Annotated in this window: 22 protein-coding genes and 3 pseudogenes; 16 read left to right on the top strand and 9 right to left on the bottom strand. The window is 75.1% G+C overall.

The window, feature by feature from the left end:
• The first annotated feature begins 80 nt into the window (after positions 1–80).
• From ABGB16_RS25035 to ABGB16_RS25005, 7 genes are all read left to right on the top strand, one after another.
• Entirely contained in the window at positions 81–344 is a 264-nt protein-coding gene (locus tag ABGB16_RS25035) for a DUF6343 family protein (RefSeq protein WP_347670538.1), read from the top strand.
• A 12-nt stretch (positions 345–356) separates the two neighbouring features.
• Positions 357–1769 carry an NADP-dependent succinic semialdehyde dehydrogenase gene (locus ABGB16_RS25030; protein WP_347670537.1) on the top strand — a complete coding sequence of 471 codons (1413 nt, stop codon included), beginning with the start codon at positions 357–359 and terminating at the stop codon, positions 1767–1769.
• Between the two features lie 47 nt (positions 1770–1816).
• A complete protein-coding gene (locus ABGB16_RS25025; protein WP_347670536.1) occupies positions 1817–2779 on the top strand; it encodes a TIGR03885 family FMN-dependent LLM class oxidoreductase in 963 nt (320 codons plus the stop codon).
• A 37-nt stretch (positions 2780–2816) separates the two neighbouring features.
• Entirely contained in the window at positions 2817–4397 is a 1581-nt protein-coding gene (locus ABGB16_RS25020; protein WP_347670535.1) for a Na+/H+ antiporter, read from the top strand.
• Complete coding sequence (locus ABGB16_RS25015; RefSeq protein ID WP_347670534.1) at positions 4394–4651, top strand: UBP-type zinc finger domain-containing protein; 258 nt, start codon at positions 4394–4396, stop codon at positions 4649–4651. The genes ABGB16_RS25020 and ABGB16_RS25015 overlap by 4 nt, the downstream gene beginning before the upstream one ends.
• 190 nt (positions 4652–4841) lie before the next feature.
• Positions 4842–5360, top strand: coding sequence for a GNAT family N-acetyltransferase (locus ABGB16_RS25010; RefSeq protein WP_347670533.1), 519 nt, complete (start codon positions 4842–4844; stop codon positions 5358–5360).
• A gap of 231 nt (positions 5361–5591) precedes the next feature.
• Positions 5592–6320 (top strand): protein phosphatase 2C domain-containing protein, encoded by a 729-nt coding sequence (locus tag ABGB16_RS25005; RefSeq protein ID WP_347670532.1) that lies wholly within the window; start codon positions 5592–5594, stop codon positions 6318–6320.
• Between the two features lie 135 nt (positions 6321–6455).
• On the opposite strand, the pseudogene ABGB16_RS25000 reads toward ABGB16_RS25005, so the two are convergent.
• The 4 genes and pseudogenes from ABGB16_RS25000 to ABGB16_RS24985 form a co-directional block, all read right to left on the bottom strand.
• Positions 6456–7436, bottom strand: a pseudogene (locus ABGB16_RS25000) (ATP-dependent helicase C-terminal domain-containing protein); the annotation flags it as partial.
• A 288-nt stretch (positions 7437–7724) separates the two neighbouring features.
• Positions 7725–9224: pseudogene (locus ABGB16_RS24995) on the bottom strand (helicase-related protein); the annotation flags it as partial.
• 31 nt (positions 9225–9255) lie between these two features.
• Complete coding sequence (locus ABGB16_RS24990; RefSeq protein ID WP_347670531.1) at positions 9256–9456, bottom strand: DUF397 domain-containing protein; 201 nt, start codon at positions 9454–9456, stop codon at positions 9256–9258.
• 38 nt (positions 9457–9494) lie between these two features.
• Positions 9495–10337, bottom strand: coding sequence for a helix-turn-helix transcriptional regulator (locus ABGB16_RS24985; RefSeq protein WP_347670530.1), 843 nt, complete (start codon positions 10335–10337; stop codon positions 9495–9497).
• A gap of 136 nt (positions 10338–10473) precedes the next feature.
• On the opposite strand from ABGB16_RS24985, the gene ABGB16_RS24980 reads away from it, so the two are divergent.
• On the top strand, positions 10474–11100 hold the full coding sequence (locus ABGB16_RS24980) for a GPP34 family phosphoprotein (protein WP_347670529.1): 627 nt from the start codon (positions 10474–10476) through the stop codon (positions 11098–11100).
• Positions 11101–11144: 44 nt separating this feature from the next.
• Positions 11145–12602: pseudogene (locus ABGB16_RS24975) on the top strand (APC family permease); the annotation flags it as partial.
• 296 nt (positions 12603–12898) lie between these two features.
• On the opposite strand, the gene ABGB16_RS24970 reads toward ABGB16_RS24975, so the two are convergent.
• Entirely contained in the window at positions 12899–13720 is an 822-nt protein-coding gene (locus ABGB16_RS24970) for a SigB/SigF/SigG family RNA polymerase sigma factor (RefSeq protein WP_347670528.1), read from the bottom strand.
• Between the two features lie 498 nt (positions 13721–14218).
• Here ABGB16_RS24970 and ABGB16_RS24965 point away from each other — a divergent pair, with 498 nt between their 5' ends.
• Positions 14219–14980, top strand: coding sequence for a hypothetical protein (locus ABGB16_RS24965; RefSeq protein WP_347670527.1), 762 nt, complete (start codon positions 14219–14221; stop codon positions 14978–14980).
• Here ABGB16_RS24965 and ABGB16_RS24960 read toward each other — a convergent pair.
• A complete protein-coding gene (locus ABGB16_RS24960) occupies positions 14929–16518 on the bottom strand; it encodes a phospholipase D-like domain-containing protein (RefSeq protein ID WP_347670526.1) in 1590 nt (529 codons plus the stop codon). The genes ABGB16_RS24965 and ABGB16_RS24960 overlap by 52 nt on opposite strands.
• Positions 16519–16660: 142 nt before the next feature.
• Here ABGB16_RS24960 and ABGB16_RS24955 point away from each other — a divergent pair, with 142 nt between their 5' ends.
• Positions 16661–16789, top strand: a complete 129-nt coding sequence (locus tag ABGB16_RS24955; RefSeq protein ID WP_347670525.1) for a hypothetical protein — start codon at positions 16661–16663, stop codon at positions 16787–16789.
• 49 nt (positions 16790–16838) lie between these two features.
• Here ABGB16_RS24955 and ABGB16_RS24950 read toward each other — a convergent pair whose 3' ends face one another.
• Both ABGB16_RS24950 and ABGB16_RS24945 read right to left on the bottom strand, forming a co-directional pair.
• Positions 16839–17825, bottom strand: coding sequence for a pirin family protein (locus tag ABGB16_RS24950; RefSeq protein ID WP_347670524.1), 987 nt, complete (start codon positions 17823–17825; stop codon positions 16839–16841).
• Positions 17826–17836: 11 nt separating this feature from the next.
• Positions 17837–18316 carry a MarR family transcriptional regulator gene (locus ABGB16_RS24945; protein WP_347670523.1) on the bottom strand — a complete coding sequence of 160 codons (480 nt, stop codon included), beginning with the start codon at positions 18314–18316 and terminating at the stop codon, positions 17837–17839.
• Positions 18317–18473: 157 nt separating this feature from the next.
• Between ABGB16_RS24945 and ABGB16_RS24940 the strand changes: the two genes are divergently transcribed.
• On the top strand, positions 18474–19010 hold the full coding sequence (locus ABGB16_RS24940) for a GNAT family N-acetyltransferase (protein ID WP_347670522.1): 537 nt from the start codon (positions 18474–18476) through the stop codon (positions 19008–19010).
• 19 nt (positions 19011–19029) lie between these two features.
• On the opposite strand, the gene ABGB16_RS24935 is transcribed toward ABGB16_RS24940, so the two are convergent.
• Positions 19030–19617: a general stress protein gene (locus ABGB16_RS24935; protein ID WP_347670521.1), complete on the bottom strand. Its 588-nt coding sequence runs from the start codon at positions 19615–19617 to the stop codon at positions 19030–19032.
• A 162-nt stretch (positions 19618–19779) separates the two neighbouring features.
• Here ABGB16_RS24935 and ABGB16_RS24930 point away from each other — a divergent pair, with 162 nt between their 5' ends.
• The 4 genes from ABGB16_RS24930 to ABGB16_RS24915 all read left to right on the top strand — a co-directional run bounded on the left by ABGB16_RS24930 (position 19780) and on the right by ABGB16_RS24915 (position 24113).
• A complete protein-coding gene (locus ABGB16_RS24930) occupies positions 19780–21633 on the top strand; it encodes a glycoside hydrolase family 15 protein (protein WP_347670520.1) in 1854 nt (617 codons plus the stop codon).
• On the top strand, positions 21630–22409 hold the full coding sequence (locus ABGB16_RS24925) for a glucose 1-dehydrogenase (RefSeq protein WP_347670519.1): 780 nt from the start codon (positions 21630–21632) through the stop codon (positions 22407–22409). The genes ABGB16_RS24930 and ABGB16_RS24925 overlap by 4 nt, the downstream gene beginning before the upstream one ends.
• A gap of 45 nt (positions 22410–22454) precedes the next feature.
• Positions 22455–22958 (top strand): metallophosphoesterase, encoded by a 504-nt coding sequence (locus ABGB16_RS24920; protein ID WP_347670518.1) that lies wholly within the window; start codon positions 22455–22457, stop codon positions 22956–22958.
• A gap of 192 nt (positions 22959–23150) precedes the next feature.
• Positions 23151–24113, top strand: coding sequence for an FAD-dependent oxidoreductase (locus ABGB16_RS24915; protein WP_347670517.1), 963 nt, complete (start codon positions 23151–23153; stop codon positions 24111–24113).
• The last annotated feature ends 122 nt before the right edge of the window (positions 24114–24235 follow it).

Here is a 24235-nt window from a genome sequence, read left to right as displayed (position 1 = left end):
AACCGCCGCTGCGGACACCCGCGTACCGGTCGCACCGGGACGAGTCGGTTAAGCCGGGCGAACCGGGGTAGCTCGCAGGGATGACGAGATCGCAGCCCCGGCGCCGCCGCGGCACGGTGGGCCACGCGTACAGCGCGCTCAACCTCCGCCTCGTGCTCGCCACCTTCGGCCTGGTGACGATGGTGATCTTCGCCGTGCTCGCCTTCTGGGCGGGTGTCGCCTGGCTGGGCGTGCTCTGCGCGATCCTCGCCGCCGTCGCCGTGGTCGACCTGGTCGTCATCCAGCGCCGCCGGGCCGCGCGCCACCGGGAGCAGCCGGGCGCGCGGCACTCGCTGTTCGAGTGACAGGAGTACGAGATGCCCATCGCCACCACCAACCCCGCCACCGGACAGGTGCTCAAGACGTACGACCCGATGTCGGACGAGCAGGTCGACGCCGCGATCGAGCGGACCGACCTGGCGTTCCGGGACCTGCGCCGTACCACGATCGCCCAGCGCGGCCGGTGGATGTCCGCGGCGGCCGACCGGCTCGACGCCGAGCGGGACGACACCGCCCGGCTGATGACCACGGAGATGGGCAAGACGTACGCGGCCGCCAAGGCCGAGGTGACCAAGTGCGCCGCGGCGTGCCGGTTCTACGCCGCGCACGCCGAGCGGATGCTGGCCGACGAGCCGGCCGACGCGCGGGCGGTCAAGGCCGTCCGGGCGTTCGTGCGGTACCAGCCACTGGGGCCGGTGCTCGCGGTGATGCCGTGGAACTTCCCGCTCTGGCAGGTGATCCGCTTCGCCGCGCCCGCCCTGATGGCCGGCAACACCGGCCTGCTCAAGCACGCGTCCAACGTGCCGCAGACCGCCCTGTACCTGGAGGACCTGTTCCGCCGGGCGGGCTTCCCCGAGGGCGCGTTCACCACCCTGCTCGTCGGCTCGCAGGCCGTCGACCGCATCCTCGCCGACCCCCGGGTCCGCGCCGCCACCCTCACCGGCAGCGAGGGGGCCGGCCGGTCCATCGCCGCCAGCGCCGGGCGGAACCTGAAGAAGACCGTGCTGGAGCTGGGCGGCAGCGACCCGTTCGTGGTGATGCCCTCGGCCGACCTGGACCGGGCCGCCGAGGTCGCCACCACCGCCCGCTGCCAGAACAACGGCCAGTCCTGCATCGCCGCCAAGCGGTTCATCGTCCACGCCGACGTGTACGACGCGTTCGCCGAGCGGTTCGTCGCGAACATGGCCGCCCTGCGGGTCGGCGACCCGATGGACGCCGACACCGACGTCGGCCCGCTGGCCACCGAGCGGGGCCGCGACGAGGTCGACGGGCAGGTGCGGGACGCGGCGGACAAGGGGGCCAGCGTGCTCTGCGGCGGCGAACTGCCCGCCGGGGACGGCTGGTTCTACCCGCCGACTGTGGTCGCCGACCTGCACCCGGGGATGCGGATGTGGTCGGAGGAGGTGTTCGGGCCGGTCGCCGGCCTGTTCCGGGTGTCGTCGTACGACGAGGCGGTCGAGGTGGCCAACGGCACGGCGTACGGCCTGGGCTCCAACACCTGGACCACCGACCCGGCCGAGCAGGAGCGCTTCGCCGACGACCTGGACGCGGGCAGCGTCTTCGTCAACGGGATGACCACGTCGTTCCCGGAGCTGCCGTTCGGCGGGGTGCGCAACTCCGGGTACGGCCGCGAGCTGTCCGCGCTGGGCATGCGCGAGTTCTGCAACACCAAGACCGTCTGGGTGGGCGAGGGCGCGCCGTCGGCGGGGGCGGGCGCGCACGCCGAGTAGCCGCGCGCAGGCATGGGTGGGCGGGGGCGTGGGTACGGAGTGCGCCCATGACGGTGTTCGCCCTCCACGCCTCGCACGAGCAGATCCACCCGGGCCGGCTGCTGGAGGCGGTGGTCCACGCCGAGCGCGCCGGCTTCGACGCCGCCATGTCGTCCGACCACTTCTCCCCGTGGAGCGCCCGCCAGGGGCACTCCGGGTACGCCTGGTCCTGGCTCGGGGCCGCGCTCCAGGCCACCGGGCTGCCCTTCGGGGTGGTCACCGCGCCCGGCCAGCGGTACCACCCGGCGATCGTCGCGCAGAAGATCGGCACCCTCGCCGCGATGTACCCGGGACGGTTCTGGGCCGCCGTCGGCACCGGCGAGGCCAGCAACGAGCACATCACCGGCGACGGCTGGCCGCGCAAGGACGTGCGCGCCGCCCGGCTGCGCGAGTGCGTGGACGTGATCCGGGCCCTCCTGGCCGGCGAGGAGGTCAGCCACGACGGCCTGGTCCGGGTGGACCGGGCGCGGCTGTGGACCCGCCCCGAGCGGCCGCCCGCGCTGATCGGCGCCGCCGTCAGTGTCGCCACCGCCCGCTGGTGCGCCGAGTGGGCAGACGGCCTGATCACCGTCAACGCCCCCCGCGAGCACCTGCGGAAGATGATCGACGCCTACCGGGACGCCGGCGGACGCGGGCCCCTGCACCTGCAGGTGCACCTGAGCTGGGCGCCCGACCAGGCCGAGGCCGAGGCGCTCGCGTACGACCAGTGGCGCAGCAACGTCTTCGCCCCGCCGGTCTGCTGGGACCTGGAGACGGCCGAGCTGTTCGACGCCGTCTCCGAGCAGGTGCCGATGGAGCGGGTCACCTCGACGGTCAACGTCTCGGCCGACCTCGGCCGGCACCTCGGCTGGCTGGCGGAGTACGTGGAACTGGGCTTCGACCAGATCGCCCTGCACCACGTCGGGCAGGAGCAGCGCGCGTTCGTCGACGCGTTCGGCGCCGAGGTGCTGCCCAAGCTGCGGGAGGCGTGAGCAGGTACGACGGGCTGGCGGCCTAGGCTCGTATCCCATGGAGGGACTGTTCGAGGTCGTCGTCTTCCTCGCGATCGCGACGCTCGGCGCGGCGCTGGCCCGCAGGCTCGGCCTGCTCGCCCCGATCGTGCTCGTGGTGCTGGGCCTGCTGCTGTCCTTCCTGCCCGGCTTCCCCCACGTCCGGCTCGACCCGGAACTGGTGCTGGTGGGCATCCTGCCGCCGCTGCTGTACGTGGCGGCCCTGGAGACGTCGGTGCCGGCGTTCCGGCTGAACCTGCGGCCGATCCTGCTGCTGGCCGTGGGGCTCGTACTGTTCACCGCGTTCGTCGTCGGCACGGTGGTGCACCTGTTCCTGCCGCACCTGCCGTACGCGATCTGCCTGGCCCTCGGCGCGATCGTCGCCCCGCCCGACGCGGTCGCGGCGACGGCGGTGGCGCGGCGGGTCGGGCTGCCCCGGCGGGTCGTCACTATCCTGGAGGGCGAGAGCCTGCTCAACGACGCGACCGCGCTGGTGCTGCTGCGGGTGTCGATCGTGGCGGTCACCGCGACCGGCGGCGGGGTCGGCGCCGGCGAGGTGGCCCGGGAGGTGCTGGTCGCCGCCGGCGGCGGCATCGTGATCGGCCTGCTCGGCGTGGTGGTCTTCAGCTTCCTGCACCGGCGGATCACCGACGCCGTGCTGGACAACGCGCTGTCGCTGATCATCCCCTTCGCGGTGGTCTTCGCCGCCGAGAACATCCACGCCTCCGGGGTGGTGGCCGTGGTGGTCACCGGGCTGGGCATCGGCCACCGGATGCCGCTGCTGATGTCGGCCGCCTCCCGGCTCCAGGTCGCCGCGTTCTGGCGGCTGACCCGGTTCCTGCTGGAGGGGCTGGTGTTCCTGCTGGTCGGGCTGCAACTGCGGGAGGTGCTCCGCGACCTGGACGAGCCGCTCGGCTCCCTCGTCGGGATCACCGCGGCGGTGCTGCTGACCGTCTTCCTGACCCGGTTCGTCTGGCTGTTCCCCGCGACCTACCTGGCCCGGCTCGTGCCCCGGGTGCGGCAGCGGGACCCGGCGCCGTCGGTGAAGTTCCCCGTCGTGATCGGCTGGGCCGGGATGCGGGGCGTGGTCACGCTGGCCGCCGCCCTGGCCCTCCCGCTGACGCTCGCCGGGGACCGGCCGTACCAGCGGGCCCTGCTCATCTGGCTGGCCTTCGCGGTGATCGTGGTGAGCCTGGTCGTCCAGGGCGCCACCCTGCCGATGGTCGCGCGCCGGCTGCGGCTGCCGCCCGACGACCCGGTGCAGGACGCGCTCTCCGCCGCGGCGGTGCAGCAGCAGGCCAGCCGGGCGGCCCGGGAACGGCTCGACGCGCTCGCCGACACGGTTCCCAAGTCCGTCGCCGACCGGGCCCGCCGGATGCTGGAGGACCGCACCAACCTGGCCTGGGAACGGCTGGGCGGCACCGAGCGGGAAACCCCGTCCGAGGCGTACGCGCGGCTGCGGCAGGAGATGATCGACGCGGAGCGGGAGGTGTTCCGGGCGGCCCGCGACGCCGGCCGGATTCCGGAGGAGGCGCTGGTGCGGGCGTACCGTGACCTGGACCTGGAGGAATCCTTGCTGCGACGGAAGGTGGAGGAGTGAGCTGCGAGCACCTGACGGGGGCGGGCGCGGCCGAGCCGCACACGACGGATGAGTGCCCGGACTGCGTGGCCGTCGGCAACGCCGACTGGGTGCACCTGCGCTCCTGCCTGACCTGCGGGCACGTCGGCTGCTGCGACTCGTCGCCGTACCAGCACGCGACGCGGCACTTCGAGGCCACCGGGCACCCGGTGATGCGCTCCATCCAGCCGGGCGAGCAGTGGCGCTGGTGCTTCGTCGACGAGGAGATCGGCTGACGGGCCCGGCCCATTGCACGCCGCCGCGGCGGGGCGTCCCCTCGCGCCGCACGACGCAGTGAACGCCGGCCCTGTGGAGTTGCCCGCATGGCTGGGGCGCCTGCGCGGTCGGGGCGCCGGCGCCGCCGCGGCGCCTAGGCGGGCGAAATCGATTTGCGGCCACGGCCGTTGCGCTGCTGGGGTGTCGAATGTGGATTCCCTACGGGTGCGGGCCGCCAGGCCCGACGAGCTGACGGCACTCCAGCGGATCGAGGTGGCCTCGGGCGAACTGTTCCGCGCGATCGGCATGGTCGCGATCGCTGACATGCCGCCGCTGCCCCTCGACGCCCTGGCCCGGTTCCAGCGCGCCGGCCGGGCCTGGGTAGCCGTCGACCCGGCCGACGCCCCGGCCGCCTTCGCCGTGGTCGACCCGCTGGACGGGGCCGCCCACGTGCAGCAACTCAGCGTGCGCCCCGACTTCGCCCGCCGCCGCATCGGCCGTACGCTGCTCGATCACGTCGGCGCGTGGGCAGGCGGGCGGGGTCTGCCCGCGCTCACCCTCACCACGTTCCAGGCGGTGCCGTGGAACGCCCCGTACTACGCCCGCTGCGGCTTCCGCCCCCTGGCACCCGCCGAGCTGACGCCGGGGCTCGCCGCCCTGCTGGCCGCGGAGGCGGCCCTGGGCCTGGACCCCGCCGCCCGGGTCGCGATGCGCCGCCCCACGCCCTGACCGCTCCGACACCTTCGGTGAAGTTGCTGCCTCGCGAGCGCGGCGGGCAGCAACTTCGGGGAAGTTGCTGGCTCCAGAGGGCAGCGCCCAAGGAGGCCACCGTTTCCAGGAAACTGCGCGATCCTGCAGGGCGCGGATGCGGTGGGTTTTCGGTGAGATGCGCCGCGCCACGCGACGAGGTTGGCGATCTCCTAGAGACAACCGAGCCCTCCAACTGGCAGGCTGCGTCCCATGACCCTGAAGCTGCGTTCCGTGGGGGCGAGTGACCGCGGGCTGATCCGCAGCGGCAACCAGGACGCCCTGCACGCCGGCACCTGGCTCGTCGCCGTCGCCGACGGCATGGGCGGGATGGCTGCCGGTGACCTGGCCAGCCGGATTGCGATCGACGCGATCGGGCCCCTGGACCTGGAGACACCGGAGGACGCCCTCGTCGCCGCCCTGCAGAGCGGGATCGAGTTGGCGACAGCCAGAATCCGGCAGGCGGTGGAGGAGGACCCGGAGCGGCAGGGCATGGGCACCACGCTGACCGCCCTGCTGTTCGCCCGTACCGGCAGTGTCCTGGCCCTCGCCCACGTCGGCGACTCCCGCGCCTACCTGCACCGGGAGGGCGTGCTCAAGCAGGTCACCCGCGACGACACCTTCGTGCAGATGCTCGTCGACCAGGGCCTCATCACCCCCGACCAGGCCGCCAGCCACCCCCGCCGTGCGGTGGTGACTCAGGCGTTGCAGGGCGACGAGGTCTCCCCGGCGTACGCCACGATGGTGCCCCGGGCCGGCGACCGGTGGCTGCTGTGCAGCGACGGCCTCTCGAACGTGGTCCGCCCCGACACCCTCGCCGAGGTGCTCGCCGGGTGCCCGGATCGGGGCGACTGCGCCCGCAAGCTGATCGACCTGGCGCTGCGCGCGGGCGGCCCCGACAACGTCACCGTGGTCATCGGCGACGTGGTCGCCGAGGGCTGACCGCCGGTGGGCCGCGCCGCCATGTCGGCGACATGGCGGCAATCCCGGCCGCCGGACACCGCCGTGTCGGCGACATGGCGGCAATCCCGGGCCGCCCGCCGGGTCGGCGCAGTCCCACGGCCGCCCGGCGGCGGGTCAACGGCGGGCGTTCGTCCGGCGGGTCGGCTCGGCCGTGGTCGGGTCCTCGGGCCAGGGGTGCCGGGGATAGCGGCCTCGCAGTTCGGCGCGGACCTGCGGGTACCCGCCCCGCCAGAACGACGCCAGGTCGGCGGTCACCGCCACCGGCCGCCCGGCGGGGGAGAGCAGGTGCAGCAGCACCGGCACCCGGCCGCCGGCGATCCGCGGCGCGTCGGCCCAGCCGAAGGTCTCCTGGAGCTTCACCGCGAGCACCGGGGCGGCCGGGTCGGTGTAGTCCACCCGGACCCGGGACCCGCTGGGCACGGCGAGCCGTTCCGGCGCCAGCTCGTCGAGTCGGGCCGCCTGCGGCCAGGGCAGCAGCCGGCGCAGCGCGGCGGCCACGTCGATCCGGGCCAGGTCGGCGCGGCGGCGGGCGGCGGTCAGCTCGGGGCCCAGCCAGTCGTCCACTCCGGCCAGCAGCGCCGCGTCGCCCACGTCCGGCCAGTCGGGGCCGAGCGCGTGCCGGCAGAACGCCATCCGCTCGCGCAGGGCGTGCGCGGCCGGCGTCCAGGTCAGCAGCGCCAGGCCGTCCCGGCGCAGCCCGTCGCGCAGGGCCTCGGCGACCAGCGCCGGGTCGGGCCGGGGCAAATGCCGTGAGGCCAGCTCGATCGCGCCGAGCCGGACCGTCTCCCGGGCCACGACGTCCCCGCCGGCCCAGGCCACCTCCCGTCCGGAGCGCAGCAGCGGCCCGGCGGCCTCACGGGCGGTCGCCTCGTCGAGCGGGGCCGCCAGCCGGACCCGGGCGGTCGGCGCGCCGGGGGAGCGGTCGGCCACCGCGACCGCCAGCCACGCCGACCCGGCGAGCCCGGAGCCGGGCGCCAGCTCCGCGGCGGTCCCGCCCGCCATCAGGTACGTCGACCCGCCGGCGCGGCGCGCCCGGCCCAGCCGCTCCGGGTACGCCAGGCCGACCAGCAGCGCGGCGGCGAGATCGTCGGGCAGGTGGCCTGGATCGTCGCTTCGCGGGTGGTCGCGTCGTGGGTGGTCGCGTCGTGGGTGGTCGCGTTGCGGATCGTCGCGTCGCGGATCGTCGCGTTGCGGGTGGTCGCGTCGTGGGTGGTCGCGTTGCGGGTGGTCGTGTCGTGGGTGGGTGTGTCGTGGGTCGTCGCTTCGTGGCTCGGTGGGGGGCCGCCGCGTCGGTGGGTGCAGAGCAAAGGGGCCGTCGCGCACGGTGTCAGCCGCTGCCGAGGCGAGGCCTGAGCGGACGGCCGGGTCCCGGGCAGCGTCGTCCACGGCCGCGCGCAGCCGGCGTACCTCGGCACGCCAGCGGGCCGTGGCGGCGCCGTCCGCGCCCCCGCGCAGCCGGCGCCACGCGGCGGTCAGGTCGTCGCCCGGCCCCGCGACGCCCTCCTCGGCCAGCAGCGCCACCACCTCGGCGGCCCGGACGGCGCCCACCCGTGCGGCGCCGTCGAGCAGTGCCCGGGCCAGCCGGGGATGCGCCCCCGCGCCCGCGATCGCCCGCCCCCGGTCGGTGATTCGCCCCTCGGCGTCCACCGCGCCCAATCCCCGCAGGGTGTCCCGGGCGACGGTCAGCGCCGCGGCCGGCGGCGGATCGGGCAGGGCCAGGCCGGTGCCGTCCGGGTCGCCCCACGCCGCCAGCTCCAGGGCGAACCCCGTCAGGTCGGCCGTGGCGATCTCCGGCTCCGGCTGTGCGGCCAGCCGCTCGTGGGTCGCCTCGGACCAGCACCGGTAGACGTGCCCGGGGGCCTCCCGGCCGGCCCGGCCGGCCCGCTGGGTGGCCGCCGCCCGGGACACCGGCACGGTGACCAGCGCGCCCAGCCCGCGGGCCAGGTCCACCCGCGGCACCCGGGCGAGTCCGGCGTCGACCACCACCCGCACTCCGGGCACGGTCAGGCTGCTCTCCGCCACGGCCGTGGCCAGCACCACCCGCCGCCGGTCGGCCGGGCGCAGCGCGGCGTCCTGCTCGGCGCCGGGCAGCCGCCCGTGCAGCGGCAGCAGGGCCACCTCGTTGCGCAGGTCGGCCAGCCGGCCCGCGACCGCGGCGATCTCACCCACCCCGGGCAGGAATACCAGCAGGTCCCCGGCGCGCTCGCGCAGGGCCCGACGGACGGTGGCCGCGACGTGGTCCAGCAGCGCCGGGGCGACCCGGCCGGACGCGGTCACCGGGGCCGGCCGCGGCGGCGGGGCCCAGATCCGGGTCACCGGGTGCAGCGCCGCCGGCGCCCGGACCACCGGGGCCGGTACGCCGTCCGCGCCGAGCAGCGCCGCGAACCGGTCCGCGTCCGGCGTCGCCGACATGGCCAGCAGCCACAGGTCGGGACGCAGGGCCGCGCGCGCCTCCACCGTGAACGCGAGCGCCAGGTCGGCGTCGAGCTGCCGCTCGTGGCACTCGTCGAGCAGTACCGCGCCGACGCCGGGAAGTTCCGGGTCGTGGTGCAGGCGGCGCACCAGCAGGCCGGTGGTGACCACCTCGACCCGGGTGGCGGGGCCGACGCGCCGCTCGCCGCGCACCGCGTACCCGATCCGCTCGCCGACCCGCTCGCCGAGCAGGTCCGCCATCCGGCGCGCCGCCGCGCGGGCGGCCACCCGGCGCGGCTGGGCGATCACCACCCGCCCGGCGACCTCCCCGGCCAAGGCCAGCGGGGCGAGGGTGGTCTTGCCGGTCCCGGGCGGCGCGACGAGGACCGCGCCGCCGGCCGCGCGCAGCGCGTCGAGCAGCGCGGGCAGGGCGGGCCGGACCGGCAGGTCGAGGGGTACGTCGGCGAGCACCGTCCTACTCTCGCACCGCGCCCCGGGAGCGTCAGTCGGGGCGTACCGCGTCGAGGCCGGCGACGAACGCGGCCCAGGCCGACGGGGGGAAGACCAGCACGGGACCAGAACGGTCCTTGGAGTCCCGGACGGCGACGCTGCCGTCCGCCGGGGCCACCTCGACGCAGTTGCCGTTGCCGCTGCTGCGGCTGCTGGTGCGCCAGGCCGCCCGGGACAGGTCGAGCGCGGTCATGCCGTACCTCTCGTCTTCTCCTGGCGTGCCGCAAGGCGTCACGCGAAGTGACGAGAAGCCTCCTCCAAGCGGGCCAACGAGTCCGCCGGAGACAGCGCCATGGCGCACAGCTTCTCGTGCAACAGGCTATACCCGCGCACGTGGTCGGCACCCTCCAGAGCCAGCCCCATCGTGAGGTTATCCAGGTAAACCACGGACGCGTCGGCGGCGTCGGGGAAGCTCAGGATGACGTACGGCGTGGTCATCGCCGGGTGGCCGCCGGCCGAGAACGGAAGTACCTGCACCGTCACGTTGGGTAGTCGAGCCACTCGGCCGATGTGAGCCAACTGCTCGGCCATCCCGGCCGGGGTGCCGACCGGACGCAGCAGCACGGCCTCGTTCAGCACCACCGACAGCTCGACCGGGTTCTCCCGGTGCAGGACGTTCTGCCGGTGCAGCCGCGCGGCGACCTTGCGCTCGACGCCCTCCTCGCCGGCGGTCACCCGGTAGATCGCCCGCGCGTACGCCTCGGTCTGCAGCAGCCCCGGCACGGCCTCGGCCTCGTACGTCCGCAGCGACGCGGCCTCGGCCTCCAGCCCGACGTAGAACTCGAACCACTCGGGCAGCACGTCGCTGTAGTTCTGCCACCAGCCGCGCTGCTGGGCGCCCCGGGCGATCTCGATCAACGCCTCGGCGTCGGAGCCGGTGACCTGGTAGAGCGCCAGCGCGGCGCGGACGTCCCGGGGCTTGATTCCGATCTGGGCGGTCTCGATGCGGGACAGGTTGCTCTTGGACATGTCCAGTTGGCGCGCGGCGACATCGAGGGTCATCCCGGCGCGCTCGCGCAACTGGCGAAGCTCGCGGGCGATGCGGCGGCGGCGGACGGTCGGGCTCGCGGTCACCCTCCGAGTCTGTCACGCCAAGATCCGCAGGTCGTGCGAGCACGGAGTGCAACCGGTCAAAACGGGAGTTGCGTTGCAGCCGGCCGCCGGGCATCCTTTCACCCCGTCAGTTGTGGACGGTCGATCGGGAGGCTCGGTGCTCATCGCCGACGAGTTCTACCTGATCTCCCACGACGACAGCCGGGGCAGGGCGAAGCTGCATCCGACGGCGGCCGGCATCGGTCTGGCGGCCGGCCTGCTCGGTGAGCTGGTCCTGCTCGGACAGATCGCCGTCTCCGGCGGACAGGTGTCCGTGGTGGACCGCCGCCCGCCCGCCGACGACCTCGCCCACACCGTGCTGGACCAGCTCGTCGGCGAGCCCGAGCCCCAGGCCGTCCGTACCTGGCTGGGCATCCTGGCCCGGAGCGCGGCGGCGTCGGTCGCCCAGCGGCTCGCCCGCGCCGGGGTGCTGAGCCCGCGGGAGAGCCGGCGGCTGCTGCGCACCACCGTCACGTACGTCCCGCTCGACCTCAACGCGGTCGCCTGGCCGGCCACCCGGCTGCGCGCCCTGCTGGACCGGCCGGCACCGCCGACGGCGCCGGACGCGCTGCTGCTCGGCCTGGTCTGCGCGGCCGGCCTCACCCGCGAGCTGCTGTGGAGCGTCGACCCGAGCGCCCACCACCGGCTCGACGTCCTCGTCCCGGCGTTGCCGCCGCCGCTGCGGGAGCTGGTCGCCCACACCGAGGCCGCCGTCGGCGCCGCGGTGCTGCGCGGCATTCCCTGACCGTCCGCCTTCCGCACCCACGCCTCACCATCGGAGCCGCCCCCATGCCCCCCACGGCGACACCCGGGAGATCCGGCGGCGTCTCCGTCGCCCTGGCCCGCGGCCGGCTCGGCGTGCCGTCGGTGGTCCTCTTCGTGCTGTCCGGGGCGGCGCCGCTGGCCGTGCTGGCCGGCCTGGTCACCACCGGGTACGCGGTCACCGGCGGCACGGGCATGCCGCTGGCGTTCCTCGCGGTCGCGGCGGTGCTCGCCCTGTTCTCCGTGGGGTACGTGGCGATGTCCCGCCGGGTGGAGAACCCGGCCGCCTTCTACGCGTACGTCTCCCGGGGGCTGGGCCGGCCCGCCGGCGTCGGCGCGGCCTGGGTCGCCCTGCTGGCGTACAACGCCCTCCAGATCGGCATGTACGGCGCGATCGGCGCGGCGGCGGCCCCGGTGCTGGACCGGTTGTTCGACATCACCCCCGACTGGTGGCTGCTGGCCCTGCCCAGCTGGGCCCTGGTCGCCACGCTCGGCCTGTTCCGGGTCAACGGCCTGGTGCTCGCGGCGCTGCTGGCCGCCGAGGTCGTGGTGATCCTGGCGTTCGACCTCGGGCACCTCGGCGACCCGGCCGGCGGGACGGCGAGCCTCACCGCCCTGTCACCGGACAGCCTCCTCGTGCCCGGGGCCGGCGCGCTGCTCGTGCTCGCCATGATCGGCTTCGTGGGCTTCGAGTCCGCGGTGCTGCTCCGCGAGGAGAGCAGGGACCCGGGCCGCACCGTCCCAGCGGCCACGTACCTGTCGGTGGCGCTCGTCGCCGCGCTCTACGCCCTGTCCTCGTGGACGATGACCGTGGCCACCGGGCCGGAGCGGATCGCCGCGGAGGCCGGGGAGCAGGGCCTCGGGCTGATCTTCAACCTGGCCGGGAAGCACCTCGGGGACACCGCCGTCGCCGTCGGGGAGGTGCTGTTCGTGACCTCGCTGCTGGCCGCGATGATCTCGTTCCACAACGCCACCGCCCGGTACGCGTTCGCGCTCGGCCGGGAACGGGTGCTGCCGGCCGCGTTCGGGCGGGCCGCGCCGCGTACCGGCTCGCCCCGGGTGGCGTCGCTCGCGCAGAGCGCCCTCGGCCTGGCGGTGATCCTGCTGTACGCGGTGCACGGCGGGGACCCGGTGCTGGAACTGTTCTACCGGGCGAGCGCCGGCGGCGGGTTCGGGGTACTGCTGCTGATCGCCGTCACCTCGATCGCGGTGCTCGCGTACTTCGCCCGGCACCCGGCCGGGGAGGGGCCGTGGCAGCGGCTGGTGGCCCCGGGGCTCGCGACCGTGTGCCTGGTCGCCATCGGCGTGGTGGCCGTGGGCGACTTCGCCGTCCTGCTCGGTGTCGCGGCGGACTCGCCGCTGCGCTGGGCCGTCCCGGCGGCGTACCCGGTGCTGGCGCTGCTCGGGGTGCTCTGGGCGCTGCTGCTGCGCGCGACCCGGCCGGACGTGTACGCCCGGATCGGACTGGGCGCGGAGGCGGCGGCCCTGCTCGCGGCCCCGGCGCCCGCGCCGGCCGGCCACGCGGCGCCTGCGCCGGCCGGCCACGCGGGTCCCGCGCCCGCCGGCCACGCGGCGCCCGCGTCCGCCGGCCACGCGGGTCCCGCGCCCGCCGGGCAGGTGGCGCCCGCGCCCGCCGGGCCGGAGGCGACCGCCCGGCGGTGAGCCGGAAGCCGGGACGGGGACCGGCAGCCTGACGCCGAGACGGCGGCGGCCCCCGGGCGTCCGAGGGGACGCGAGGGGGCCGCCGCCGATCGCGGGCCGGGCGGGTCGCCCGCCGTTGCCTAGTACGTGCCGTCGAGCTGCCCGCGCAGCTTCGTCAGCGCCCGAGCCAGCAGCCGGGACACGTGCATCTGCGAGACGCCGATCTGGTCGGCGATCTGCGACTGGGTCAGGTTGCCGTAGAAGCGCAGCGTGAGGATCTTCTGCTCGCGCTCGTCGAGCGTGGCGAGCGCCGGGCCGAGGGCCACCCGCAGCTCGGCCAGCTCGAACTCGCCGTCCTCGCCGCCGAGCATGTCGCCCAGTTCGGTCGCCCGGTCGCCGTCGCCGGTCGGGGTGGACAGCGACACGGCGTTGTACGCGCGGGCGCCCTCCAGGCCCTCCAGCACCTCCTCCTCGGTGATCTTGAGGTGGGCGGCGATGTCGGCGACCGTCGGGGAGCGGCCCAGCGTCTGCAGCAGGGAGCTGTTCGCGTCCGAGATGGCCAGCCGCAGCTCCTGGAGGCGGCGGGGCACCCGGATGTCCCAGGTGCGGTCGCGGAAGTGCCGCTTCAGCTCGCCGATGATGGTCGGGATCGCGTAGCCGGCGAAGTCGACGCCGCGGGACGGGTCGAACTTGTCGATGGCCTTGATCAGGCCGACCGCGGCGGTCTGCGCCAGGTCGTCGGTGGGCTCGCCCCGCCCGCTGTAGCGGTGGGCCAGGTGGTTGGCCAGCGGCAGCCAGGCCTCGATCGCCCGGTCCCGCAGCGCGGCGCGCGACGGGTGGTTGGCGGGCAGCGCGGCCATCGCGTTGAGGAGGTCGGTGGCGCTGTCGCTGAGGGCCCGCGGGTCGAGCTTCCCGGTGGTGGACGGTGCTGTCGTCCGCCCGCTGATGGTGTGCGCGGTCATGGGTGGTCCTCCCTGCACCTCGTCCGCGGAGAAAAGACGTGACGCTCTGGTTTAGCTTCGTATGGGCCATTCGGGACTCACCTTAGCCCCGTCGGTCCTAGGAAATCTAGCCGAAAGTACGATGCACTTAAGACGTTTTTGCGAACAAAAACCCTGAATCGGGCGCGGAAAGCGGAAGTTGTGATCGTGATTACGGCTTCGGGTGGCTGATCGTACCCCGTCGTTGGGGCCAGCCGGAGCCGCGAGCCGGGCCGGGTGACCGGCCGCCGGCTGCGACCGGGCGGCGTCTCGGCCCGGGCCGGCCCTGCCGCCCCGACGGTTCGGCCCGGGCGGCAGGGCTGTAGGAACGGCCATGCGTCGGCCGATCGGCCGATGCCCGCGGGCCTGTCCGTCGATCCCGAACCCGGCAGGCGACCCCGCTGTCAGATCTCTGCGGTTGTCCCTTCGACGGGACGTTCCGTACCGTCGCTGGGAACACTCCCAGGCCCGGAGGGCATCGTGCTGGACCCCGCCGACCCGCATCTCGTCGTGCACAGCCGCATGCTCTACTTCCGCTGGCTGCCGGCCGACCCCGACGCGGCGGCCGCCCTGCTGCCGCCCGGCCTGTGCGCCCGCGCCGACCACCAGGTCTTCATGAACCAGTACGTGGTCGACGACGACGCCCAGACCTCCGGCGTCGGGGCGTACTCGCTGACGTACCTCGGGGTGTCGCTGGCCGGCCTGGACGCCCCGGGCGGCGCGGTGCCCGCCGGCTGGTGGACCCACTACCTCTGCTCCGAGCCCCAGGTTCGCCGGTACGCCGCCGCCCGTGGTGCCCCGGCGACGGACGGCCGCACCCGGCTCACGGAGCACGGCGGCACCCTGATGACGCAGACCGAGGTCGACGGGGTGCCGCTGATCCGCGTACGGGTCCACGTCGGCGAGACCGGCCACGTCGTCCTCAACGGCCACCACCGCTACCTCGCCGCCCGGGACGGGCGCCTGGTCAGCGGCGTCTACCCGTACGTGGCCGAGCCGGTGAGCCCGTTCGAGGTCGAGTCGGTCGACTTCCTCGACCGGGACCACCCGGTCTATCCGCTACGCCCGGCCAACCCGCTGCTCATCACCGCCGGCTTCTACTCCCCGCGCGCCTCGTTCGCGTACCCGGGCGGGGAGAGCGCCGTCGCCCCGCCGGCCGCCGGCCGCCGCGCCCCGGGCGCCCAGGCCGGTCACCAGGCGCCCGCCCGCCGCGCCCGCAGCGGCCGGCCGTCCGGGTCGTAGACGAGCCGGTACGCGGGCAGCGCCCACGCGCGGGTGTACCAGGGCAGGCGATCCGGGCGGTGCGGGCGCAGCCGCCCCGGCGGCCGGGGCCCCACCCGGCCCGAGTCGTGCCAGCGTTGGAGCGCGTCGGCGGCCGCCGTGATCACCCGCACCGCCGCGGCCGGGTCCAGCAGGTCGTCGTCCTCGCCGCCGTCCGGGTCCCGGTCGAGGTGCTCGCGCAGCAGCCGCAGCCGCAGCTCCCGGGCGAAGCGTCGGGCCCCGTCGCCCAGCCCCGCGGGGTCGGCCGGCGCCCGCCCGTCGCGGGTGTCGTCGAGCACCGCGCAGGACAGCTCGCTGTCGTGGGTCCAGGACCGGCGGTTGAAGTTGTCGCTGCCCACGCTCGCCCACACGTCGTCCACCACGCACACCTTCGCGTGCACGTAGACCGGGTCGCCCGCGTGGTTCTCCAGGTCGAACACGTGCACCCGGTCGGGGGCCGCCCTGTCGCACAGCGCCACCGCCTGCTCCCGGCCGACCAGGTTCGGCGGCAGCGCGAACCGGCCGTCGACGTCGGGGTGCCGGGGGACCACGGCCACCAGGTGCAGGTCCGGGTTGTCGCGCAGGGCCCGGGCGAACAGGTCGGCGACCTCCGTCGACCAGAGGTACTGGTCCTCCAGGTAGATCAGCCGCCGGGCCCGGCGGACCGCCTTGGCGTACCCGCGGGCCACCGTCCGCTCGCCGTCGGGGGCGAACGGGTAACGCGGGCGCACCACCGGGTAGGTGCGCAGCACCTGGATCCGGTGCGGCCCGCACGGCGGCGGGTCGGCCGGCTGCTCGGGCAGCGGGTCGGGGCGCAGGTCCGCGCTGCGCAGCCGGTCCCGCAGGTAGGCCAGCGGGTTCTCCGAGTCCAGCGGCGTCGGGTCCGTCCACCGCTCCCGGAACGTCGTGTCCAGCGCCCCGACCACCGGCCCGCGCAGCGCGAGCTGCACGTCGTGCCAGGGCGGGCGGGCGCCGTACCGGGGCGACATCGCCACGGCCTGCGGATCGCCGCGGTGCTCGGCGTCGTCCCGACGACTGTGGCACAGGTCGATGCCGCCGGCGAAGGCGACGTCCTGCTCCGGCGCGCCGGGATGGCGCAGCACCACCAGCTTCTGGTGGTGCGAGCCGCCCCGGCGGACCCGCTGGTCGAGCAGCACCTCGCCGCCGGCCGCGGAGACGGCCTCGCTGAGGCTGCGGTTCTCCGCCTCGCTGAACGACAGGGCGTCGAGGTGGGAGCGCCAGACCAGGCCCTTGACGACCACGCCGCGCTGCGCGGCCCGGCTGAACAGCTGGGCCACCGTCGGGCCGCCGGGGCGCATCAGCTCGTCCGGGTCGCCCCGCCAGTCGGTGAAGAACAGGTGGTCGCCCGGGCCCAGCGCCCCCACCTCGTCCACCAGCCGGTCGAAGTACGCGGCGCCGTGAATGAGCGGCTCGGCGAGGTTTCCGGCCGTCCAGACGGGTAACTCAGAGGCCGGGTTGGCGCGTTCCGGTGCGGCGAGAAACCAGTCCCGCATGGGCACGCTCCTCCCGAGGTCGACAACGTCCTCACCGTAGGACCCCGGTGGACGGACCGCACGCCGACCGGTACCCCCGGTCAGCCGGCCGACGGCCCGTGCCCGACACCCCACCCGTACCCCGACGCGCACCCGAGGAGGCCGCACGATGCCCGCCGAGACGACCGATGCCGTGACCGAGTACCGCCAACAGCCGGTGGAGAGCGAGCGCGGCGCGCTGGTGGCGGTGCTGGTGATGGTGCTGCTGGGGGTGGCCGGGATCTTCGCCGTCTCCTGACCGACCGGCCCGGGCGCCGCGGGCGGCCCCGGGGCCAGTGTCGGGTCGGTCAGGCGCGGTCGCCCTGCCCGCCGGTGTGCGGCATCCGCCCGGTCGGGATGACCCCGAGCCGGCCGGCCTGGAAGTCCTCGACCGCCTGGATCAGCTCCTCGCGGGTGTTCATCACGAACGGCCCGTAGTGGGCCACGGGCTCCCGGATCGGCTGCCCGCCCATGACGTACAGCTCCAGGGCCGGGGCGTTCGAGTCCTGCCGCGCGTCGGCGGTGACCCGCAGCGCGTCGCCCGCGCCGTGCACGGCCAACTGCCCGGTGTGGATCGGCCGCCGGTCGGCGCCGACCGTGCCGCGCCCGGCGAGCACGTACACCAGCGCGTTGAAGTCCGGCTGCCACGGCAGGCTCAGCTCCGCGCCGGGCTGCACCGTGACGTGGGCGATGGTGATCGGGGTGTGGGTGGAGCCCGGCCCCCGGTGCCCGGCGACCTCGCCCGCGATGACCCGGATCAGCGCGCCGCCGTCCGGCGTGGTGAGCAGCGCCGCCTCCCGGCCGCGGATGTCCTGGTACCGCGGCGGCTTCATCTTCGCCACCCTGGGCAGGTTGACCCAGAGCTGGAGGCCGTGGAACAGACCGCCACTGACGACGAGGTGCTCCGGTGGGGCCTCGATGTGCAGCAGGCCGCTGCCCGCCGTCATCCACTGGGTGTCGCCGTCGGTGATGGTGCCCCCGCCGCCCGTCGAGTCCTGGTGCTCCATGATCCCGTCGATCATGTAGGTGACCGTCTCGAAGCCGCGGTGCGGGTGCCAGCTCGTCCCCTTCGGCTCCCCGGGGGCGTAGTCGACCTCGCCCATCTGGTCGAGGTGGATGAACGGGTCCAGCTCGTGCATCGGAACCCCGGCGAACGCCCGGCGCACCGGGAAGCCCTCACCCTCGTACCCGCTGGGGGCGGTCGTGAGCCGGCGGACCGGCCGGTAGCTGGTGGACTCGTCGAGCCGGGGCAGGCGGGGCAGGACGAGGACGTCGTCGACGGTGATGGCGGGCATCTCGGGACTCCTTACTCGGGGTGGGTGGACGAGTCGTCGCGGTCGGGGCGCAGCCGCCGGCCGAGGCGTTCGAAGACCCGGGTCAGGCAGGCGACCTCGGCGTCGTCGAGGTCGTCCATCAGGTGGGCGCGCACCGAGCGCAGGTGGTGCGGCGCGGCCTCGCGCAGGGCCAGCAGCCCGGCGGCGGTGAGCACCGCCTCGCTGCCGCGGCGGTCCTGCGGGCAGGACTGCCGGGCCACCAGGCCCCGCCGCTGCATCGACGAGACCTGGTACGTCAGCCGGCTCGGCGAGAAGACCAGGCGGCCGGCCAGCTCACCCATGCGCAGCCGCTGGCCCGGCGCCTCGGAGAGCAGGACCAGCACGTGGTAGTCGGCGAAGCTCAGCTCGCTGTCGGCCCGGAGGTCGTCCTCCAGGCGCGTGAACAGCCGCTGGCTCGACTCGATGTACGCGCGCCAGCAGGCCATCCGCTCCGCGTCCAAGCTCTCGGTCACGCGCCCACAGTAGCATTCCTTCAAAATTTAACTAGTGCTCGACGTCCGGTGTGACCGGCGCGACAACCGTCATAACCGGCGGGGGACATTCGGATTTGAAGCATCCACCGAACATTCGGGGGCGGCTCGGTTCGCGGGCGTGCCACACTGCTGCCTCGTGGACCCGTTCGAACTCGCCGCCCCCGGCCTGCTGCTGCGCCCCTGGCGGGACGCGGACGCCCCCGCCGTGCTGGCGGCCCTGCGTGACCCGGCCCTGGCCCGGTGGAACCCGTCGCCCGAGGTGGTCGACCTGCCCGGCGCGCTGGGCTGGGTCCGCCGGCGCGCCGACTGGTCCGCCGGCGACCACGTCTCGCTCGCGGTCGCCGACCCGACCGGGGAGGTGCCGCTCGGCTCGATCTCCCTGCACCGCGTCCGAGTCCAGGAGGGCGACGCCGCCATCGGCTACTGGACCGTCCCGGCGGCGCGCGGCCGGGGCGTCGCCACCGCTGCGGTCACCCTGCTCACCGGGTGGGCGTTCGCGCGGCTCGGCCTGCACCGGATCGAGCTGTGCCACGCCGTGCCCAACGTGGCGTCCTGCCGGGTGGCCGAGCGCGCCGGCTACGTCGCCGAGGGCACGCTGCGCGAGTCGTACCGCTACGGCGACGGCATCCGGTACGACGAACACCTGCACGCCCGTCTCGCCACCGACGGCTGACCCCGTGCGGCGCGGCGGGTCAGCGGGCCGTGGCGCCGGTCGGCGTCAGGTGCATCCGGCCCAGCAACTGCCGGGCCTGGTCGGCCAGGTCCGCGTCGACGATGACCGCGTACTGGCCGGCACGCAGGGCGCTGGCCGAGGTGAAGTCCCGCTGCCCGCCGGTGATGGCGTGGGCCACCGCGCCGAACACGGCGCCCCAGATCGCGCCGACCACCAGGCCCACCAGGATCACGGCGACCCAGTTCCCACCGGTGAAGACGCCGAACAGCAGCCCGATGAACAGGCCGAACCAGGCCCCGGTGCCCGCGCCGATCAGGGCGGCCCGGCCCGTGGTCATCCGGCCGAGCACCGTCTCGACCAGGGTGAGGTTCGTCCCGACGATGCTGCTGCGCTCCACCGGGAACCGGTTGTCGGCCAGGTAGTCCACCACGCGCTGGGCGGACGGGTAGTCCGGGTACGACCCGATCGTCACCGCGGGCGCCCCGGTCTCCGGCCCGTGGCCGTCGGCGCCGGGCGGCGCCGGCTGGCCCCCCGGGCCGGACGGGAGGTTGTCGCGGCCCGGCATCCCGGGACGCCAGGCGGCGGTCTGGCTCGAGGGTCTGTCCATGAGCATCCTCCTTCGTCAGCCGCCCGGGTTCCCGCCCCCGCCGGGGCGTTAACACCTCGCCCGGCACCGCCATGTCGCCGACATGGCGCGGACCGGCGCACGCGGACGCCGCCATGTCGCCGACATAGCGCCTGATCGGCGGGCTGCCGGGTACGCACCGGCGTGGACAGCGGACGGATCGCCGAGCACGGCTTCCTGGCCGACGGCCGCAGCGCGGCCCTGGTGGACCGGGCCGGTTCGGTCAACTGGTGGTGTCCGGCCCGGTTCGACTCCCCGTCGGTCCTCGGGCGGCTGCTCGACGACGACGCCGGGCACTGGTCCATCCGGCCCGAGGACGACTTCGGCGCCGAGCGGGCGTACCTGGACGACACGTTGGTGCTGCGTACCGTGTTCACGACCCGGACGGGGTCGGTGGCGGTGACGGACGCGCTGGCGCTGGAGCCGGGCGCGCGGGGGCACGACATCGGGCTGCGCTCGCCCCGGGTGCTGGCGCGGCTGGTGGAGGGCCTCTCCGGCGCGGTGCCGGTGCGGCTGCGGTACCGGCCGCGCTTCGAGTACGGCCGGGTCACCCCCTACCTGGTGGAGGACGACGGCGGGGTCGACGCCACGGCCGGGGCGGAGCGGCTGCGGCTGCGCGGCGACGTGCCCGTTGCCGTGGAGGACGGACCAGGGGAGGCGACCGCCAGGTTCACCGTCCGGGCCGGCGAGTCGTACGGCTTCACCCTCGGGTACGCCCCGACGTACGACTCCGGCCCGCCGCAGGTTCCCGACGCGGCGCGGACGGTCGCCGGTACGGCCGAGGGCTGGCGGTCCTGGGCGGGGCTGCACCCGTACCACGGCCGGTACCCGGAGCAGGTGCGGCGCAGCGCGCTGGTGGTGCAGGGCATGACGTACCAGCCCAGCGGCGCGATCGTCGCGGCGGCGACCACGTCACTGCCCGAGCAGTTGGGCGGGGACCGCAACTACGACTACCGCTTCGTCTGGGTCCGCGACTTCAGCCTCACCCTGCAGGCGCTGTGGCTGGCGGCCTGTCCGGACGAGGCCAACCGGCAGTTCGCCTGGGTGGCCCATGCGATGGGCCGGATCGGCGACGAGCCGGTGCCGATCATGTACGGCGTCCAGGGGGAGCGGGACCTCACCGAGCATCCCCTCGACCACCTCTCCGGGTACGCCGACAGCCGGCCGGTCTACGTGGGCAACGACGCCTGGCGGCAGCGGCAGACCGATGTGCTCGGCGAGGTCCTCGACGCGGCCTGGCTGATGCGCCACTACCTCGACCCGATGGCCCCGGAGGTGCGCCAACTGCTGCGCGACCTGGCCGACCAGGCGGTCACCGACTGGCGCCGGCCCGACGCCGGCATGTGGGAGGCGCGGGACGCCGAGCGGCACTACGTGTCGTCGAAGGTGCAGTGCTGGACGGCGCTGGACCGGGCGGTGCGCTTCGGCCCCCGCATCGGCGACCCGGCGGACGTGGCCCGCTGGGCGGCGGCGCGCGACGCCGTACGCGAGGCGGTGCTGAGCCGGGGCTGGAACGATCGGCTCGGCGCGTACACGGGGGCCTTCGACTCCGACGAGCTGGACTCCTCCGTCCTGATCATGCCGCTGGTGGGTTTCCTGCCGGCCGACGACCCGCGGATGCGCTCGACGATGGACGTGGTCGAGGCCGCGCTGTCCCGCGACGGCCTGCTGCGCCGCTGGGACACCGACCCGGCCGGCTTCGTCATCTGCTCGTTCTGGCTGGTCGGCTGCCTGGCGCTGGCCGGGGAGCTGGAGCGTGCCGACCTCCTGTTCGGGCGGCTCGCGGCGCGGGTCAACGACCTCGGGCTGTACGCCGAGCAGATCGACCAGGTCAGCGGGGAGCAGCTGGGCAACTTCCCGCAGGCGTTCTCGCACATCGGACTGATCAACGCCGCGGGCCTGCTGACCGACGCGGCGGAGCGGCGACGCCAGGGCGCGGACCGTCCGCGTCGGCCCGTGCCCGTCGGTACGGGACGTACGGAGGGAGAGCAGCGATGACCGGACGGCTCGCGGGGAAGACCGCCCTGATCACCGGCTCGGACTCGGGCATCGGCCAGGCGACCGCGATCGAGTTCGCCCGCGAGGGCGCCGACGTGGTGGTGCACTACCTGCATGATCACGCCGGTGCCAACCACACCCGGGACAAGGTGGCCGAGGCGGGCCGGCGGGCCGTGGTGGTGCAGGGCGACATCAGCGACGAGCGGCAGGTCGAGGCGATGTTCGACGAGGCCCTGGCGGAGTTCGGCACCCTCGACGTGCTGATGAACGACGCCGGCGTGGACGCCTCCGGCATTCCCGTCGCCGACCTGGACACCGAGACCTGGGACCGGGCGATCCGGACCAACGTGTACGGCGCCTTCTTCTGTTCCCGCCGCTTCGTGCGGCACCGCAGGGACCAGGGCGGCCGGGGGAAGATCATCAACATCACGTCCATCCACCAGGAGGTGGCCCGGGCCGGCGGCGCCGACTACGACGCCAGCAAGGGGGCGCTGCTGGAGTTCGCCAAGAGCCTCGCCCTGGAGGTGGCGCCGATGCACCTCAATGTCAACAACATCGGCCCCGGGATGGTGCTCACCCCGTTCAACCAGGAGGCGATCGACAACCCGAAGTACCTGGAGGAACAGGTGCAGAGCATCCCGTGGAAGCGGGCCGCCCAGCCCGAGGAGATCGGCAGGCTGGCGGTCTTCCTGGCCAGCGACGACGCCGACTACGTCACGGGGTCGACGTACTTCATGGACGGCGGCCTCATGCAGAACCAGGGCCAGGGCGCGTGACGCGGAAGGGCGCGCGCCCACCCGGCTCGGGCGACAATGGTGGGCGTGCGCCTGGTGGTCACCGCCGACACCCATGTCCCGAAGCGGGCCCGGGACCTGCCCGAACAGCTCTGGGCGGCGATCGACGCCGCCGACGTGGTGCTGCACGCCGGAGACTGGGTCGACGTCGCGCTGCTGGACGCGCTGCAGCGCCGCGCCCGCCGGCTCGTCGGCGTGTACGGCAACAACGACGGGCCCGAGCTGCGGGCGCGGCTGCCCGAGGTGGCCCGGGTCGACCTCGCCGGCCTGCGGGTGGCGGTGGTGCACGAGACCGGCCCGAGCGTCCGCCGGGAGGAGCGCTGCGCCGCCGCGTACGGGGACTGCGACCTGCTCGTCTTCGGCCACTCGCACATTCCCTGGGACAGCGTCGCCCCGGGCGGGCTGCGCCTGCTCAACCCCGGCTCGCCGACGGACCGGCGCCGGCAGCCGTACGCCACCTACCTGACGGCGGAGGTGGTGGCGGGGCGGCTCGGCCGGGTCGAGCTGCACCGCCTGCCGACGCGCCGCTGAGCCCGGCCCGCGCGGTCTGCCTGGTCCGCCGCGCGGTCTGCCTGGTCCGCCGCCTGTGGAGCTGCCCGCACAGACGGGGCACGGCGCCCGGACGCACAGGTGGGGCAGCTCCACAGGGACCGGCGTTCGGTGGGGCGGCCGACACGCGCCCCGCTCAGCGGCGCATCCGTCCGGCGCGCATACCATCGCCCGGTGGTTGCCGAACGGGCGCGGGTTGTGGTGGTCGGTGCGGGGATCGCCGGCGTGGCGTGCGCGGCCGAGCTGGTGCGGGCGGGCGTGCCCGTGCAGATCCGGGAGCGCGCCCGGGTAGCCGGCGGCCGGATGGCCAGCAAGCGGTTCGACGGGCGTCCCGCCGACATCGGCGCGGCGTACTTCACCGTGAGCGACCCGGACTTCGCCGAGGTGGTGCGCGGCTGGGCGGCCGCCGGACTGGCCCGGGAGTGGACCGACACGTTCGTGGCGTACTCGGCGCAGGGCCGGCGGGAGGTTCCCGGCCCGATGCGCTGGGCCGCGCCGCGCGGGCTTCGCTCGCTGATCGAGCACCTGGCCGCCGGGCTGCCGGTCACGGTCGACCGGCTGGTGCTCGGGGTCGAGCCGGGCCCGACGGTCGACGGAGAGCCCTGCGCCGCCGTGGCGCTGGCCATGCCGGGCCCCCAGGCGGCCCTGCTGCTCGACCCGGCCCTGGCGGCGGCGACCGCCGCCGTGCAGGCCCAGCGGTGGTCGCCGTCGCTGACCGGGGTGCTGCGCTTCCCGGGCCGGCGGTGGCCCGACTTCCGGGGCGCGTTCGTCAACGACCACCCGCTGCTGACCGTCGTCTGCGACGACGGCGACCGGCGCGGCGACGGGGCGCCGGTGCTCGTCGCGCACACCACACCGGAGTTCGCCGCCGGGCACCTCGCCCAGCCGACCGGGGCCGCGCCGGCGATCGAGCAGGCGGTCCGGGACCTGTTCGGCCTGCCCGAGCCGGCCGAGCACGTGCACGTGCACCGCTGGACGTACGCGAAGCCGACCGTCGGCGGCGACGGGACGTACCACCTCGACGCCGACGGGATCGGGCTGGCCGGGGACGCGTTCGGCGTCACCTCCCGTGTCCAGACGGCCTGGCGCTCGGGCCGCGCCCTGGGCCGCGCCCTGGCCACCACCCTCCGCGCCTGACCCCGCACCTCTCTCCCCTCTCCCCCGGCGATCTTGCACCTATGGCCCCTGGTTCGCGGCATTTGCCCCGTTCGTCGGGGGGCCGAAACTGCAAGATCGCGGAGGTCAGGCGGGGGTGGGGG

The sequence above is a fragment of the Micromonospora sp. B11E3 genome (assembly GCF_039871625.1).
Taxonomy (GTDB): Bacteria; Actinomycetota; Actinomycetes; order Mycobacteriales; family Micromonosporaceae; genus Micromonospora.
Note: the sequence above shows the minus strand (reverse complement) of the source record. Positions and strands in the feature narration are given on the sequence as shown.

Coding starts and splice junctions, on each gene's coding strand:
- ABGB16_RS25035 (WP_347670538.1), top strand. CDS start 81: ATGACGAGATCGCAGCCCCGGCGCCGCCGCGGCACGGTGGGCCACGCG.
- ABGB16_RS25030 (WP_347670537.1), top strand. CDS start 357: ATGCCCATCGCCACCACCAACCCCGCCACCGGACAGGTGCTCAAGACG.
- ABGB16_RS25025 (WP_347670536.1), top strand. CDS start 1,817: ATGACGGTGTTCGCCCTCCACGCCTCGCACGAGCAGATCCACCCGGGC.
- ABGB16_RS25020 (WP_347670535.1), top strand. CDS start 2,817: ATGGAGGGACTGTTCGAGGTCGTCGTCTTCCTCGCGATCGCGACGCTC.
- ABGB16_RS25005 (WP_347670532.1), top strand. CDS start 5,592: ATGACCCTGAAGCTGCGTTCCGTGGGGGCGAGTGACCGCGGGCTGATC.
- ABGB16_RS24990 (WP_347670531.1), bottom strand. CDS start 9,456: ATGACCGCGCTCGACCTGTCCCGGGCGGCCTGGCGCACCAGCAGCCGC.
- ABGB16_RS24970 (WP_347670528.1), bottom strand. CDS start 13,720: ATGACCGCGCACACCATCAGCGGGCGGACGACAGCACCGTCCACCACC.
- ABGB16_RS24955 (WP_347670525.1), top strand. CDS start 16,661: ATGCCCGCCGAGACGACCGATGCCGTGACCGAGTACCGCCAACAGCCG.
- ABGB16_RS24950 (WP_347670524.1), bottom strand. CDS start 17,825: ATGCCCGCCATCACCGTCGACGACGTCCTCGTCCTGCCCCGCCTGCCC.
- ABGB16_RS24935 (WP_347670521.1), bottom strand. CDS start 19,617: ATGGACAGACCCTCGAGCCAGACCGCCGCCTGGCGTCCCGGGATGCCG.
- ABGB16_RS24925 (WP_347670519.1), top strand. CDS start 21,630: ATGACCGGACGGCTCGCGGGGAAGACCGCCCTGATCACCGGCTCGGAC.